This window comes from Pseudomonas sp. R3.Fl (assembly GCF_023516765.1).
Classification (GTDB): domain Bacteria; phylum Pseudomonadota; class Gammaproteobacteria; order Pseudomonadales; family Pseudomonadaceae; genus Pseudomonas; species Pseudomonas citronellolis.
The window spans coordinates 5,084,117-5,098,597 of the sequence record NZ_JAMGSO010000001.1 but is presented as its reverse complement, the minus strand read 5'-3'; the positions used below and the strand labels follow the sequence as shown (position 1 = coordinate 5,098,597).

Here is a 14,481-nt window from a genome sequence, read left to right as displayed (position 1 = left end):
CCTTAGCGACAAAACGGGGAGGAACTGGCGGGTGACACCGGCCTTTTCCTTGCGCGCCACGCGGCGCCGGAAGGGCTGGAGCCACCCAGGGTACGAAGCTCCAGAGCGAGACGGGCAATGGTCTTTTCTTCCAACGTGTTCCTGTTCCTGTTCCTGCCGATCTTCCTCGGCCTGTACTACCTGAGCGGGAACCGCTACCGCAACCTGCTGTTGCTGGTGGCCAGCTACGTCTTCTACGCCTGGTGGCGGGTGGACTTCCTCGCCCTGTTCGCCGGCGTGACCCTGTTCAACTACTGGATCGGCCTGCGCATCGGCGCCGCCGGCGTGCGCACCCTGGCGGCCAAGCGCTGGCTGATCCTCGGCGTGGTGGTCGACCTGGCCGTGCTGGGCTACTTCAAGTACGCCAACTTCGGCGTCGACAGCCTCAACCAGATCATCACCTCGTTCGGCATGCAGCCCTTCGTGCTGACGCACATCCTGCTGCCCATCGGCATCAGCTTCTACACCTTCGAGTCGATCAGCTACATCATCGACGTGTACCGCGGCGACACCCCGGCCACGCGCAACCTCATCGACTTCGCGGCCTTCGTGGCGATCTTCCCGCACCTGATCGCCGGCCCCGTGCTGCGCTTCCGCGACCTGGTGGACCAGTTCAACCACCGCACCCACACCCTGGACAAGTTCGCCGAAGGCTGCACCCGCTTCATGCAGGGCTTCGTCAAGAAGGTGTTCATCGCCGACACCCTGGCGGCCCTGGCCGACCACTGCTTCGCCCTGCAGGACCCGACCACCGGCGACGCCTGGCTCGGCGCCCTGGCCTACACCGCGCAGCTGTACTTCGACTTCTCCGGCTACAGCGACATGGCCATCGGCCTGGGCCTGATGATGGGCTTCCGCTTCATGGAGAACTTCAACCAGCCCTACATCAGCCAGTCCATCACCGAGTTCTGGCGACGCTGGCACATCAGCCTGTCCACCTGGCTGCGCGACTACCTGTACATCAGCCTGGGCGGCAACCGCGGCAGCACCTTCCAGACCTACCGCAACCTGATCCTGACCATGTTGCTGGGCGGCCTGTGGCACGGCGCCAACGTCACCTACATCATCTGGGGCGCCTGGCACGGCGTGTGGCTGGCCATCGAGCGCGCCCTGGGCGTGAACGCCGCGCCGCGGGTGCTCAACCCGCTGAAGTGGGCCTTCACCTTCCTGCTGGTGATCGTCGGCTGGGTGATCTTCCGCGCCGAGAACCTGCACGTGGCCTGGCGCATGTACGCAGCCATGTTCAGCTTCGGCGACTGGAGCCTGTCCGAGCAGAGCCGCGCCAGCCTCACCGGCCTGCAGGTGGGCACCCTGGTGGTGGCCTACGTGGTGCTGGCCGTCTTCGGCCTGCGCCAGTTCTACAACCAGCCGCTGCAGAGCAAGGCGCCCAAGGCCGCGGCCAGGACCGACGACGTCGCCGCCGACGGCCCGGCCAGCGCCCAGCCGCGCAGCCCACAGGATGCCGAGAGCGACCCGGCGGCCATCGCCTACTCGCGCAGCGGCGCGGCGGTGTACCGCCCGCACTGGCTCACCCAACTGCCCGTGCTGGCCACCCGCGTGGCCCTGCTGGCGCTGTTCGCCGCCTCGGTGCTGAAGCTCTCGGCGCAGAGCTACTCGCCCTTCCTCTACTTCCAGTTCTGAGCGAGGCCGGACCATGCAACCGACTCCTTACGTTTCCAAAATCAGCAAACCCCTGCAATACGCCTACGTCGCCGCCTTCGGCGGGATACTGCTGGGCCTGGCCGGCTGGTCGCTGAAGGCCTTCCCCAGCTTCGCCGCCGCCGAGGGCACCACGGTGCTCAACGGCAAGCTGGCCCACGCCTTCGAAGGCCACTACGACGACCAGTTCCCCATCAAGCGCCTGGGCACCAACCTCTGGGCCGCGCTGGACTACGCCCTGTTCGACGAAGGCCGCCCGGGCGTGGTGATCGGCAAGGACGGCTGGCTGTACACCGACGAGGAATTCAAGCCGGCGCCCAGCCAGACCCAGCTGGACGACAACTGGGCCCTGGTGCGCGGCGTGCAGCAGGAGCTGGAACGCCGCGGCGTGAAGCTGGTGCTGGCGATCATCCCGGCCAAGGCGCGCATCTACCCCGAGTACATCGGCAAGGAACAGCCGGCCCAGCTGCACGTCGGCCTGTACGACGAATTCCTGCAGCGCGCGCGCCAGGCCGGCATGGCCGCGCCCAAGCTGCTGGACACCCTGGAGCAGGCCAAGGACAACGGCCAGGTGTTCCTGCGCACCGACACCCACTGGACGCCGCTGGGCGCCGAGGCCGTGGCCCAGCGCCTGGCCCAGAGCATCCGCGAGGGGCAGAACCTCGACCTGCCGCAGCAGACCTTCATCACCGACGCCAGCAAGGCCACGCCGCACAAGGGCGACCTGCTGACCTTCCTGCCCCTGGACCCGCTGTTCAGCGAACTGCTGCCGGCGCCGGACCAGCTGCAGGCGCGCCAGACCCACCCGGCCGAAGACAACGCGGCGGCCGGCGGCGACCTGTTCGGCGACAACGCCGAGCCGCAGGTGGCCCTGGTGGGCACCAGCTACAGCGCCAACCCCCACTGGAACTTCGCCGGCGCGCTCAAGCAGGCGCTGTCCACCGACCTGATCAACTACGCCAAGGAAGGCAAGGGCCCCCTCGAACCCATGCTCGAACTGCTCAAGGACCCGGGCTTCCAGCAGAAGCCGCCGCGCCTGCTGGTGTGGGAATTCCCCGAACGCTACCTGCCGATGCACAGCGACCTCAGCCAGTTCGATGCGAACTGGCTGGCCCAGCTGCGCGCGGCCGGCAACCGTGACGAACGCCTGGCGGCCAACCCGCCGGGCCTGACCGCGGCGCACTGAGCGCCACGCCAAGGGCGCCAGCGCGCCCCATGAAAACAGTGAAGACGGAGGTACACCCCATGACTCGTTCCAAGACCCTCGGCTGGAAATCCCCCGCCCTGGCACTGGCCCTGGGCCTGGCCGCCTTCGGCGCCCACGCCGGCGAAGCCGCGCTCTACGGCCCCCAGGCGCCCAAGGGTTCGGCCTTCGTGCGGGCCTACAACGCCGGCAACAGCGAACTCTCGGTGAGCGTCGGCAACGCCCAGCTCAACGACGTATCGCCCCTGGGCTCCAGCGACTTCAAGTTCCTCCCGCCGGGCAACTACACCGCCAAGGTCGGCAGCCAGAGCCTGCCGGTGAAACTCGACCCGGACGCCTACTACACCCTGGTCAGCCAGCCCGGCGGCCAGCCCAGACTGGTGCCCGAGCCGCCCTTCAAGAACAAGCAGAAGGCCCTGGTGCGGGTACAGAACCTCAGCGGCCAGGCGCTGACCCTGAAGACCGCCGACGGCAAGACCGAAGTGGTCGGCAACGTCGCCCCGCAAAGCCACGGCGACCGCGAGATCAACCCGGTGAAGGTGAACCTGGCGCTGTTCGAGGGCGGCAAGAAGGTCAGCGACCTGAAGCCCGTCACCCTGGAACGCGGCGAGGTGGTGTGCCTGTACGTCACCGGCGAGGGCGGCAAGCTGTCGCCGGTGTGGGTCAAGCGGCCGGTGAAGGCGGATTGAGGCTCACTCCATGACACCCCGGCGCGAAGCCCTAGCCCTCTCCCCCCGCCCTCTCCCTGAAGGGAGAGGGAGCTGTCCGTGCAAGCGGAAAGCTCCGCGCAAGCCGGCGAGCGAGGTGGCGCCCCTTCACGTCGAACAACCCCCTCTCCCTTCAGGGAGAGGGCTGGGGAGAGGGGCTCTTACCCCCCACACCCAATCACCAAAACGAACACCACAAAAAGACCGGCCACACCGGCAGAAAAAACCAGCGAGCTGCCAAGACGGCCCGCACGGAGAGGTCACCCGAAACGGTAACGGCGCCCGGCGCCCCACAGAACGCATGAACGCTTTAAGGAGAAACCCCACATGATTCCCGTCATTCTTTCCGGTGGTAGCGGCTCGCGACTCTGGCCCCTTTCCCGCAAGCTGTATCCCAAGCAGTTCCTGGCCCTGGCCGGCGAGCACACGCTGTTCCAGCAGACCCTCGAGCGCCTGGCCTTCGAAGGCATGGAGCCGCCGCTGGTGGTGAGCAACAAGGAACACCGCTTCATCCTCCAGGAACAGCTCGAACAACTGAAGCTCAAGACCCAGGGCATCCTGCTCGAACCCTTCGGCCGCAACACCGCCCCGGCCGTGGCCATCGCCGCCATGAAGCTGCTCGCCGAAGGCCGTGACGAACTGCTGCTGGTGCTGCCGGCCGACCACGTGCTGGAAGACCCGCGCGCCTTCCAGCGCGCCCTGGCGCTGGCCACCGTGGCCGCCGAGAAGGGCGAGATGGTGCTCTTCGGCGTACCCGCCAGCCGCCCGGAAACCGGCTACGGCTACATCCGCGCCAACGCCGACGACAAGCTGCCCGGCGGCGTCGCGCGGGTCGAGCGCTTCATCGAGAAACCCGACGAGGCCCGCGCCCGCCAGTTCGTCGAGGAAGGCGGGCACTACTGGAACAGCGGCATGTTCCTGTTCCGCGCCAGCCGCTTCCTGGAAGAACTCAAGCGCCACGACGCCGACATCTACGACACCTGCCTGTTGGCCCTGGAACGCAGCCAGCACGAAGGCGACCTGATCAACATCGACCCGGCCACCTTCGAATGCTGCCCGGACAACTCCATCGACTACGCGGTGATGGAAAAGACCCAGCGCGCCTGCGTGGTGCCCCTGGCCGCCGGCTGGAACGACGTGGGCAGTTGGTCGTCGATCTGGGAAGTGCACGACAAGGACGCCAACGGCAACGTCACCAAGGGCGACGTGCTGGTGCACGACAGCCGCAACTGCCTGGTGCACGGCAACGGCAAGCTGGTCTCGGTGGTCGGCCTGGACGACATCGTGGTGGTGGAAACCAAGGACGCCATGATGATCGCCCACCGCGACCACGTGCAGGACGTGAAGAAGGTGGTCAACGAACTGGACGCCGCCGGCCGCAGCGAAACCCAGAACCACTGCGCCGTGTACCGCCCCTGGGGCAGCTACGACTCGGTGGACATGGGCGGCCGCTTCCAGGTCAAGCACATCACCGTCAAACCCGGCGCGCAGCTCTCGCTGCAGATGCACCACCACCGCGCCGAGCACTGGATCGTGGTCTCCGGCACCGCCCAGGTGACCTGCGACGACAAGGTGTTCCTGCTCACCGAGAACCAGTCCACCTACATCCCCATCGCCTCGGTGCACCGCCTGGCCAACCCCGGAAAGATCCCGCTGGAGATCATCGAAGTGCAGTCCGGCAGCTACCTGGGCGAAGACGACATCGAACGTCTGGAAGACGTCTACGGTCGAACCGAAGAGAGCGGCATCCGCGCGCAGGTAGCCGCTCGCTAGTTGAAGGACGGCGTCTCCCCATCGATGCCAATTGCCCCCAGGCCTTGTGCCTGGGGGTTTTTCTTTGTGCGCAGATCCCATTGCGCCGAAATGCTTTTCGTAGGATGGGTTGAGCTTGCGAAACCCATGCTGCCATGGCGATGGGTATCGCTTCGCTCAACCCATCCTACGGGGCTGCCTTGCCGGCCACGCCGGGAGGCTCTTCGGAGCGGACCTTGTCCGCGATAGCCGGACATATCGGCGCGATTCGCGGATGAGATCCGCTCCTACGCCGCCCCACCCACGCCACTCCCCTGTAGGAGCGCGCCCTGCGCGCGAATCGCGGGCAGGGCCCGCTCCTACAGCAGAGAACATAACGCCAACGGTTCCCGGGAAGCACAGTCGTAGGAGCGGACCTTGTCCGCGATAACCGGACATATCGGCGCGATTCGCGGATGAGATCCGCTCCTACGCTGCCCCACCCACGCCATTCCCATGTAGGAGCGCGCCCTGCGCGCGAATCGCGGGCAGGGCCCGCTCCTACAGCAGAGAACATAACGCCAACGGCTCCCGGGAAGCACGGTCGTAGGAGCGGACCTTGTCCGCGATAGCCTGACATACCGGCGCGATTCGCGGATGAGATCCGCTCCTACGCCGCCCCACCCACGCCATTCCCCTGTAGGAGCGCGCCCTGCGCGCGAATCGCGGGCAGGGCCCGCTCCTACAGGTATCCCGGTATCAGCCTTCCAGCAACTCCACGCTCTCCGGCGCGCGGCGCATCAGCACGCGGCCGTGGCGGATGGAATACAGCGCCCTGGTCTGCTGGCGCACCGCCTCGTAGTCGCTGTCCACGCCCAGCACCAGCAGGTTGGCCGGGCGGCCGGCGGCGATGCCGTAGCGCTCGCCCAGGTTCAGCGCGCGGGCGCTGTTGTCGGTGACCAGGTCGAGGCTGCGCTGCAGGTCCTCGAAACCCATCATGTGGCAGATGTGCAGGCCGGCGTCGAGCACGCGCAGGATGTTGCCGTTGCCCAGCGGGTACCACGGGTCCTTGATCGAATCCTGGCCGAAGCACACGTTCATCCCGGCGCGGTCGATCTCCGCCACGCGGGTCACGCCGCGGCGTTTCGGGAAGCTGTCGAAGCGCCCCTGCAGGTGAATGCTCTCGGTCGGGCAGGAAACGAAGCTGATGCCCGAACGCTTGAGCAGGCGGAACAGCTTCGAGCAATAGGCATTGTCGTAGGAGCCCATGGCCGTGGTATGGCTGGCGGTCACCCGCGCCCCCATGCCACGCACCCGCGCCTCTTCGGCCAGCACTTCGAGGAAGCGCGAATTGGGATCGTCGGTCTCGTCGCAGTGCACGTCCACCAGGCAGCCGGTGCGCTCGGCCAGGTCCATGAGGAACCTGATCGAGCTGACGCCCTGCTCGCGGGTGTTCTCGAAATGCGGGATGCCACCGACCACGTCCGCGCCCAGGCGGATCGCCTCTTCCATCAGCTCGCGACCGCCGTCGTAGGACTCGATGCCCTCCTGCGGGAAGGCGACGATCTGCAGGTCCACCAGGTGCTTCGCCTCCTCCTTCACTTCCAGCATCGCCTTGAGCGCGGCCAGCGTGGGATCGGTGACGTCCACGTGGGTGCGCACGTGCTGGATGCCGTGGGCGGCCAGCATGCGGATGGTGGTGTGGGCGCGGGCCTTGGTGTCTTCGTGCGTGATGGTTTCCTTGCGCTGCGCCCAGCGCTCGATGCCCTCGAACAGGGTGCCGCTCATGTTCCACTCCGGCTCGCCGGCGGTGAGGGTGGCGTCGAGGTGGATGTGCGGCTCCACCAGCGGCGCGATCACCAGTTGCCCGGCGGCGTCGAGGTCATCGCCGGTGGCGGCGACGCTGGCCGCCTGGGGCAGCACCTCGGCGATGGTCTCGCCCGCGCAGCGGATGGTGAACAGGCCGGTTTGCTTGCGCAGCTTGGCGTTGACGATCTTCATTAGCGTGGCTCCTCAGGCTGGGCGCTGGACATGCGGCGGATGAGCAGCGCCATGGATGCGTTCAGGCGGAACTGCGGGTCGTCGAGGGACTGGCCGCTCAACGACTCGATGCGCGCGATCCGCTGGTTCAGGGTGTTGCGATGGATGCCCAGGCGCTGGGCGGCGCGCAGTGCGTTGCCCCCCTCCTGGAGCAGGGCGTCGAGGGTGTCGACCAGCAGCTGCGGCTGCTTGCGCCCGGGCGCCAGCAGGGTGCCGAGGGTGTCGTGGAGGAACTGCTCGATCACCGTGCGATCGGGAATCGCCCGCAGCAGGCGCAGCACGCCCAGCTCGCGGTAGTCGCAGAGGCCGCCCGGCGGGCGCAGGCCCTCGGCCACCTCCAGCGCCTGGCGCGCCTGCAGCAACGCGCGGGGGAAGTCGGCGCAGTCCGCGGCGGGCGCCGACAGGCCGAGGTAGGCGCACAACGGTAACTCCCGCGCCAACGTCGCCGCCAGCCCTTGCAGGGCGTCGCGCCCGCAGGCCTGCTCGCAGTCGGCCAGCAGCAGCACGAACAGGTCGCCCTGGACGATGGTCGGCAGCGCGTCCGGCAGGTTGCGCTGCCAGTCCTCCAGGCGGTCGAGCAACTGCTGGCGGTACAGGTGCAGGCGGCGCTCGGCCTCCTCCGGGGCGTGCTCGCGGAACAGCCCGTCGATGCCCGCCAGGCGCAGCGCCACCAGGCGCCGTGGCGCGTCCAGCGGCAGCTGCAGGTGCTCGGCGCGGCGGCGGACGATGGCCAGGCTCGGGCAGTCGCCGCTGAGCAACTGGCCGAGGATGTCGCGCCGCGAATGCTTCACCTGGGTCATCTGCACCAGCGCCGTGCCGATCAGGTGGGTGACGATCACCATCTTCAGCGCGTAGGGCTGCTCGATCAGCGGCAGGCCCTCGGCCTCGGCCAGTTCCACCAGCGCCTCGGGGATGCGCTGGATGAACTCGTCGCCGGTGAGGATCACCAACCCGGCGATGCCGCTGGCGATGCCCTCGCGGGCCAGGCGCAGCAGGTTGGCCTCGTCGCGCGGGTGGTTGATGCCGGTGACGAACACCAGCTCGCCGCCCATCACCCACTCGGCGATGCCTTCGTTCTCCGCCACGTAGGACCAGCGCACGCTGCGCTGCAGGTTGCGCGCGCCGGCCCGCAGGGTCAGGGTCTCCAGGCCCGGCAGGCGGAGGATTTCCTCGACGCTCAGGCTCAAGCGCGCGGCTCCGCCACGCCGGCGCGGGCACGGGCGATTTCGCCGAGCACGATGTAGCAGGCCGCCGAGGCGCCGATGCCTACCAGCGGGGCGATCCACGGCGAGGCATAGGCCAGCGCCGCGCCCACGGCGTAGGACACCAGGCCGGCGACGTTGAACGCCGGGATGTGCGGGCCGACCAGCGCCGGGTAGTTGCCGCGGTGGCGGTGCCAGAAGTCGGCCATGATCACCCCGCCCAGCGGCGGGATGATCGAACCCAGCAGCACCAGGAAGGGAATCAGCCACTCGTACATGCCGCCGATGGCCAGGATGATGCCCACGCCCGCGGCGAGCAGCGTCGTGCTGCGCCGGCGTTCGCTGCGCACCAGGTGGCAGGCCGCGGCGGAGACGTTGTAGATGGTCGGGCCCTGGATGGTCCACAGGTTCAGGCAGAGCATGATCACCGCAGCGAACGACAGGCCCTGCAGGACCATGACTTCGACGATGTCGGCGTTCTGGTAGACGATGGCGCACCAGGCGCCGGCGACGATCATCAGGCCGTTGCCGACGAGGAAGCTGATGACGCTGGCGGCCACGGCGATGCGCCCGCTGCGGGCCATGCGCGTCCAGTTGGTGGCCTGGGTCGCGCCGCTGGCGAAGGTGCCGAAGACCATGGTCACGGCGGCCGAGAAGGTCATGCCGGTGCTCGGCTGCACCGCCAGCAGCCCGGCCCAGCCGCCGGCCTTGTGGGTGGCGATGACCATGGAGGCCACCAGCAGCACGAACATCAGCGGCACCGACACCCGCGACAGCAGGTCCAGGCCCTTGAAGCCGATGATCGCGGTGATGCTGAAGCCCAGGCCGAACAGCACCATCAGCGGGATGGTCAGCCAGCCCGGCAGGGCCAGCATCTTCACCAGCACGATGGCCACGGTGGCGGTGCCCCAGGCGTACCAGCCCAGCTCGGCGAAACCGAGGAGGAAGTCGGACAGCTTGCTGCCGCGCTCGCCGAAGCAGAAGCGCCCCATGAGCACGGTGTTCAGCCCGCTGCGCGAGGCGATCAGGCCCAGGGCGGCGGCGTAGACGGCCAGCAGCGTGTTGCCGACGACGGCGACCCAGAGCATGTCGACGAAGTCGAAGGCCATGCCGATCTTGCCGCCGGCGAACATGGTGCCGGTGAAGAAGGTGAAGCTGAACAGGACCATGGCGATGGGCAGCAGCCCTTTGCGCCCTTCCCTGGGCGTGGCGCTCAGGGGGAATTCACTGGGGGAACTCATGGATGTCTCCGCGAGGTGGATGGGGTGTCTGTCGGCCTGGAGCAAGGAGCGGGCCGGAAAAGCCGACGGGGAACGACGCGGAAACTTTTGAGCATGACGAACATCGATAAATGTTCAGAATGCACACTTCCTATGGGAAATATGCCGCCGCGTGCCTGCTCAAATGTGCATTATGCGGCTTTTCGAGGCAGAAGGCAGCGCCCGGCGCACCAAATCCGCGCAACCTTGACCCAGGTCGCCAGCGCGTATCGGAATCGTTCGAGAAGCGGCGGATTTGCTAGGCTGCTGCCCAGGCCCACCCCGGACGCATCCATGTTCTTCGGCATCCTCCTCATCGTCACCTGGATCATCCTCCTGCTGCGCTACCCCGCCCGCGCCCTGCCGATCTCGGCCGCGGCCCTGGTCGGCCTGGGCCTGGTGGTGGCCCTGGCGATCTGGCAGGACAGCCTCGACCAGCGCCGCCTGGAGCGCCTGGAACTGAGCATCCGCTACGCGCCGACGCTGTGCCCGGCCGACCGCCCGCTGCGCGTCGACCTGAAGAACGGCAGCGACGCGCCGCTGCTGGAACTGCGCTGGAAAGTCGCCGCCTACCGCCCCGGCGACACCACGGACCTGGCCGAGAACCTCTATGAGGCGCCGCGCTACCGTGGCCCCGGCGCGCTGCTCGGCGGCGATGCCTGGAGCGACTGCCTGCCGCTGCCGGCGCTGCGCCCGGGCTACCGCGCCAGCACCCTGGAGTTCCGCGCCGAGCGCATCGAAGGGCGCTTCGGCGACTGAGTTCACCCGCGCGGCGCAATCGGCTAGGGTAGGCGCCGAACACCCACGCGCCCCACGCCAAGGAAAGCCGCCATGCCCCAACCCGTCGCCCTCATCACCGGCTGCTCCAGCGGCATCGGCCGCGCCCTGGCCGAGGCCTTCCAGGGCGCCGGCTACAGCGTCTGGGCCACGGCCCGGCGCGACGAAGACGTGGCCGCCCTGGGCCAGGCCGGTTTCCGCGGCGTGCGACTGGACGTCGACGACGGCGCCGCCATCGCCCGCCTGGCCGAGCAGTTGCAGCGCGAGGCCGGCGGCCTGGACGTGCTGGTCAACAACGCCGGCTACGGCGCCATGGGCCCGCTGCTGGACGGCGGCGCCGAAGCCCTGCGCCGGCAGTTCGAGACCAACGTGTTCGCCGTGGTCGAGCTGACCCGCGCCTGCTTCGGGCTGCTGCGCGAACGCCGTGGGCTGGTGGTGAACATCGGCAGCGTGTCCGGCGTGCTGGTCACCCCCTTCGCCGGCGCCTACTGCGCCTCCAAGGCCGCGCTGCACGCGCTCAACGAGGCGCTGCGCCTGGAACTGGCGCCCTTCGGCATCGAGGTGCTGGAAGTGCAGCCCGGCGCCATCGCCTCCAGCTTCGGCGCCAACGCCGGGCGCACCTGGCAGGAACTGGTGGACGACCGCTCGCCCTGGTGGCCGCTGCGCGACTTCATCCGCGCCCGCGCCGGCGCCTCCCAGGACAAACCCACCCCGGCCGCCGAACTGGCCCGCCAGCTGCTCGCCGCGGTGCAGCGCCAGCCACGCCCGCGCCTGCTGCGCGTCGGCCACGGCAGCCGCGCCTTGCCGCTGCTGGCCCGCTGGCTGCCCACCGGCCTGCTGGACAAGGCCCTGAAGAAACGCTTCGGCCTGGACGGGAGCCTCTAGCCATGCCCATCCGCACCCGCTACTACGCCCTCGCCGGCATCCTCATCGCCATGCTCCTCAACGTGCTGCTGCGCACCCTGCTGCGCTATGGCCTGGTGCCGGTGAACCTGCTGGTGGCGCTGGCCATCGGCGCCGGCATGGCGTTCTTCTTCGCCCGCCGCGTGGGGCGCCTGCCCAGCGTCGGCGAGCGCTGGCGCCTGCTCGGCTTCTACGCCGCCGGCCTGGCCCTGCTGTACCTGGCGCTGGTGGCCCTGGCCGCCTGGCGCAACCCGCCGAGCCACGCCGCGCTGCTGCTGTACCTGGTGAACTACCTGGTCTACCCGCTGGCCGCCTGGTGGTTCTTCCGCCCGCCGGTGCAGGCGCGCTTCCTGCCCCGCTGATCGCCGCGGGGCGTCTTCACGCTTTTTTCACGATCTTTTCATCCGGCCTTTATCGCCCGCCGCCTACTGTCTGCGCTCCGCCAGTCAGGAGGCCTCCATGCGCCCCGTCCTGCCCTTCGCGGCCCTGCGCCGCTGCCTGCTCGCCCTTGCTGCCCTCGTTCTGGTCGCCGGGGCGGCCCACGCCGACGAGCGCCCCGCCGACTGGGCGCAGCCGGTGGACAAGTCGTTCAACCTCTACCGCATGTCGCCCACCCTCTACCGCAGCGCCCTGCCCGACGGCCAGGACCTGCCGCTGCTGCAGCGGCTCGGCGTGCACACGGTGCTGAGCTTCATCAAGGACGACGACAAGGCCTGGACCGGCGCCGCGCCGCTGCAGATCCTCAGCTTCCCGACCCACGCCGACCGCGTCGACGACGCCGACGTCATCCGCGTGCTCAACCTGCTGCAGGCCGCCCAGCAGCAGGGCCCGGTGCTGATGCACTGCAAGCACGGCAGCGACCGCACCGGGCTGTTCTCCGCCATGTACCGCACGGTGGTCCAGGGCTGGAGCAAGGAAGACGCGCTCAAGGAAATGCGCGAGGGCGGCTTCGGCAGCGCCGACGACATGGCCGACGCCATCCACTACGTGCAGAACGCCGACGTCGACGCCATCCGCCAGGCCATGGCCGAGGGCCGCTGCAGCCCCAGCCCGTTCAGCCTGTGCCACCTGCGCGGGCTGGTGGAAGTGCCGGTGGCCCCGGCGCCGGTGAGCGTCGCCCAGGCCCATCCGGCCAGCTGAAAGCATTCACCTGCCTGCCCGCGGTGCGCTAGGCTGGGGCTTTTCCCCCGCGACAGGCTTGCCATGACCTCCCCACGCTTCAGCGCCGTCACCCACACCCGCCTCATCGACCACGCCGGCCTGGATGCCTTCTGCGCCGGCTACGACGGCTTCCTCCTCGACCTCTGGGGCGTGCTGATCGACGGCGCCGAAGTGTTCCCCGGCGCCCTCGCCTGGCTCCGCCGCCGCGCCGCCGAGGGCCGCCCCGTGTGGTTCCTCAGCAACGCCTCGCGCAGCGTCGCGGAAATGGCCGACACCCTGGCCCGCCTGGGCGTGCCGCGCGAGCTGTACGCGGGCATCACCACCTCCGGGCAACTGGCCATCGACGCCATCGAGCACGACGCCCAGCTGCAGCGCGGCGGCATCTGCATCGCCGGCGTGGCCGACGCCCTGGGCACCTGGCCTGCGCACATCCGCGAGCGCTTTGGCACGGATATCCACAAGGCCACGCTGATCCTCGGCGTCGGCAGCTTCCCCCAGGACGAGCTGGAGGCGCGCTTCGAACCGCTGCGCCAGGGCCTGGACCTGCCCTTCCTCTGCGCCAACCCGGACCGCGTGGTGGTCTCCGCCGGGCGCACGGTGTTCGGCGCCGGCCGCCTGGCCGAAGCCTTCGCCGAGGAAGGCGGCGAGGTGCGCTGGTTCGGCAAGCCGGACCCGGCGGCCTTCCGCATCGCCGAACGGCAGCTGCAGGCGCGCGGGGCACAGAACATCCTGTTCGTCGGCGACTCCCTGGTGACCGACGTGCCCGGCGCCCTGGCCGCGCGCATCGACACCCTCTGGCTGGCCGCCACCGGTATCCACCGCCAGGCCCTGGGCGTGCCCTTCAACGGCGAGCTGGACGCCGACAAGGTGCAGGCGCTGCTCGACGGCTATGCAGTCAGGCCGCACTTCGCGGCGCCCGGGCTGGTCTGAAGCAAGGACGACAGCCGCGGGAAACCGCCCCATGCACGAACTCCTCGACCTGCTGCAATGGCCGGCGATGCTGGTCACGGTACTGGCCGCCTGGCTGGTCGGCTCCCGCGAGCGCCGGCGGCGCAAGCTCGGCTTCTGGACCTTCCTGGCCAGCAACGCCCTGTGGATAGCCTGGGGCCTGCCGGCCAAGGCCTACGCCCTGGTGCTGCTGCAACTGTGCCTGGCGGCGATGAACATCCGCGGCAGTTACAAGAACCGGCGCAAGGGGCGCGATGCCTGAGGCAAGGCTAGCCATGCGGGCGAGCCGGGGCGAAGGGGCTTTCGTAGGATGGGTTGAGCCTGCGAAACCCATGCGGCCATGGCGATGGGTATCGCTTCGCTCAACCCATCCTACGAGGGTTGTTCCCGCCGTCCGCGGGAGCTGCCCTACCGGTTGGTGGCGCGTTCGTACAGGCGGGTTGCATCCTCGACCAGCAACTGCACGGCGCTCAGGGCGTTGGCGAGGATTTCCGGCGCCGGGCTGCCGAGGTCCTGCGCGCCAGCGAGCACGCGCAGCAGGTCGCGGGCGGCTACCTGGCGACAGTAGGCGGCATCGAGCAGTTCGAGGTTGGAAACGGGTTTGGGAAGCAAGGTAATAGTCATAGGGTGAAGCCTCTGTTTGAAGAAGTACTTTGCCCTTCCTGACGCCAATCAGGGAGGACGGACCGTACAGGTTGGCGTGCCGGAACAGAGGAACCGGTGCATCCGAAGATGCCCTGCACGGCCGTCCATTACACAGATGCGGCCATGCGAGACCTCGGCCGGAGGGCCGAAATCTTCCACTGTTGCGGAACGCCAATCCCGCACCGCCCTGCTGGGCGGCGAAGCAA

General features: G+C 68.8%; 14 protein-coding genes. 10 read left to right on the top strand and 4 right to left on the bottom strand.

Features of this window, described 5'->3' with window-relative positions:
• Positions 1-117: 117 nt before the first annotated feature.
• The 4 genes from M8R19_RS22530 to M8R19_RS22515 all read left to right on the top strand — a co-directional run bounded on the left by M8R19_RS22530 (position 118) and on the right by M8R19_RS22515 (position 5,382).
• Entirely contained in the window at positions 118-1,680 is a 1,563-nt protein-coding gene (locus tag M8R19_RS22530; protein WP_116422852.1) for an MBOAT family O-acyltransferase, read from the top strand.
• A 13-nt stretch (positions 1,681-1,693) separates the two neighbouring features.
• Complete coding sequence (locus tag M8R19_RS22525; RefSeq protein WP_083426847.1) at positions 1,694-2,884, top strand: alginate O-acetyltransferase; 1,191 nt, start codon at positions 1,694-1,696, stop codon at positions 2,882-2,884.
• A gap of 29 nt (positions 2,885-2,913) precedes the next feature.
• A complete protein-coding gene (algF, locus tag M8R19_RS22520; RefSeq protein ID WP_099049081.1) occupies positions 2,914-3,591 on the top strand; it encodes an alginate O-acetyltransferase AlgF in 678 nt (225 codons plus the stop codon).
• A 345-nt stretch (positions 3,592-3,936) separates the two neighbouring features.
• The gene (locus M8R19_RS22515; protein WP_116422850.1) at positions 3,937-5,382 is read left to right on the top strand and encodes a mannose-1-phosphate guanylyltransferase/mannose-6-phosphate isomerase; all 1,446 of its coding nucleotides are present in this window, start codon (positions 3,937-3,939) and stop codon (positions 5,380-5,382) included.
• A gap of 717 nt (positions 5,383-6,099) precedes the next feature.
• Here M8R19_RS22515 and codA read toward each other — a convergent pair.
• Genes codA through codB form a run of 3 tightly spaced genes read right to left on the bottom strand, consistent with a single transcriptional unit; the run spans position 6,100 to position 9,823 of the window.
• On the bottom strand, positions 6,100-7,341 hold the full coding sequence (codA, locus tag M8R19_RS22510; RefSeq protein ID WP_249918970.1) for a cytosine deaminase: 1,242 nt from the start codon (positions 7,339-7,341) through the stop codon (positions 6,100-6,102).
• Positions 7,341-8,567: a PucR family transcriptional regulator gene (locus M8R19_RS22505; protein WP_249918969.1), complete on the bottom strand. Its 1,227-nt coding sequence runs from the start codon at positions 8,565-8,567 to the stop codon at positions 7,341-7,343. The genes codA and M8R19_RS22505 overlap by 1 nt, the downstream gene beginning before the upstream one ends.
• Positions 8,564-9,823 carry a cytosine permease gene (gene codB, locus M8R19_RS22500; protein ID WP_249918968.1) on the bottom strand — a complete coding sequence of 420 codons (1,260 nt, stop codon included), beginning with the start codon at positions 9,821-9,823 and terminating at the stop codon, positions 8,564-8,566. The genes M8R19_RS22505 and codB overlap by 4 nt, the downstream gene beginning before the upstream one ends.
• A 312-nt stretch (positions 9,824-10,135) precedes the next feature.
• Here codB and M8R19_RS22495 point away from each other — a divergent pair, with 312 nt between their 5' ends.
• The 6 genes from M8R19_RS22495 to M8R19_RS22470 all read left to right on the top strand — a co-directional run bounded on the left by M8R19_RS22495 (position 10,136) and on the right by M8R19_RS22470 (position 13,892).
• The gene (locus M8R19_RS22495) at positions 10,136-10,600 is read left to right on the top strand and encodes a multidrug transporter (RefSeq protein WP_249918967.1); all 465 of its coding nucleotides are present in this window, start codon (positions 10,136-10,138) and stop codon (positions 10,598-10,600) included.
• A gap of 72 nt (positions 10,601-10,672) precedes the next feature.
• Positions 10,673-11,503, top strand: a complete 831-nt coding sequence (locus tag M8R19_RS22490; RefSeq protein ID WP_249918966.1) for an SDR family oxidoreductase — start codon at positions 10,673-10,675, stop codon at positions 11,501-11,503.
• Positions 11,504-11,505: 2 nt separating this feature from the next.
• The gene (locus M8R19_RS22485; RefSeq protein WP_249918965.1) at positions 11,506-11,883 is read left to right on the top strand and encodes a hypothetical protein; all 378 of its coding nucleotides are present in this window, start codon (positions 11,506-11,508) and stop codon (positions 11,881-11,883) included.
• Between the two features lie 97 nt (positions 11,884-11,980).
• Complete coding sequence (locus M8R19_RS22480; protein ID WP_249918964.1) at positions 11,981-12,661, top strand: dual specificity protein phosphatase family protein; 681 nt, start codon at positions 11,981-11,983, stop codon at positions 12,659-12,661.
• A 63-nt stretch (positions 12,662-12,724) separates the two neighbouring features.
• Positions 12,725-13,612, top strand: coding sequence for a TIGR01459 family HAD-type hydrolase (locus tag M8R19_RS22475; RefSeq protein WP_249918963.1), 888 nt, complete (start codon positions 12,725-12,727; stop codon positions 13,610-13,612).
• A 31-nt stretch (positions 13,613-13,643) separates the two neighbouring features.
• A complete protein-coding gene (locus M8R19_RS22470; protein WP_009616070.1) occupies positions 13,644-13,892 on the top strand; it encodes a hypothetical protein in 249 nt (82 codons plus the stop codon).
• 146 nt (positions 13,893-14,038) lie between these two features.
• On the opposite strand, the gene M8R19_RS22465 is transcribed toward M8R19_RS22470, so the two are convergent.
• Positions 14,039-14,254 (bottom strand): hypothetical protein, encoded by a 216-nt coding sequence (locus M8R19_RS22465; protein WP_249918962.1) that lies wholly within the window; start codon positions 14,252-14,254, stop codon positions 14,039-14,041.
• Between the last annotated feature and the right edge of the window lie 227 nt (positions 14,255-14,481).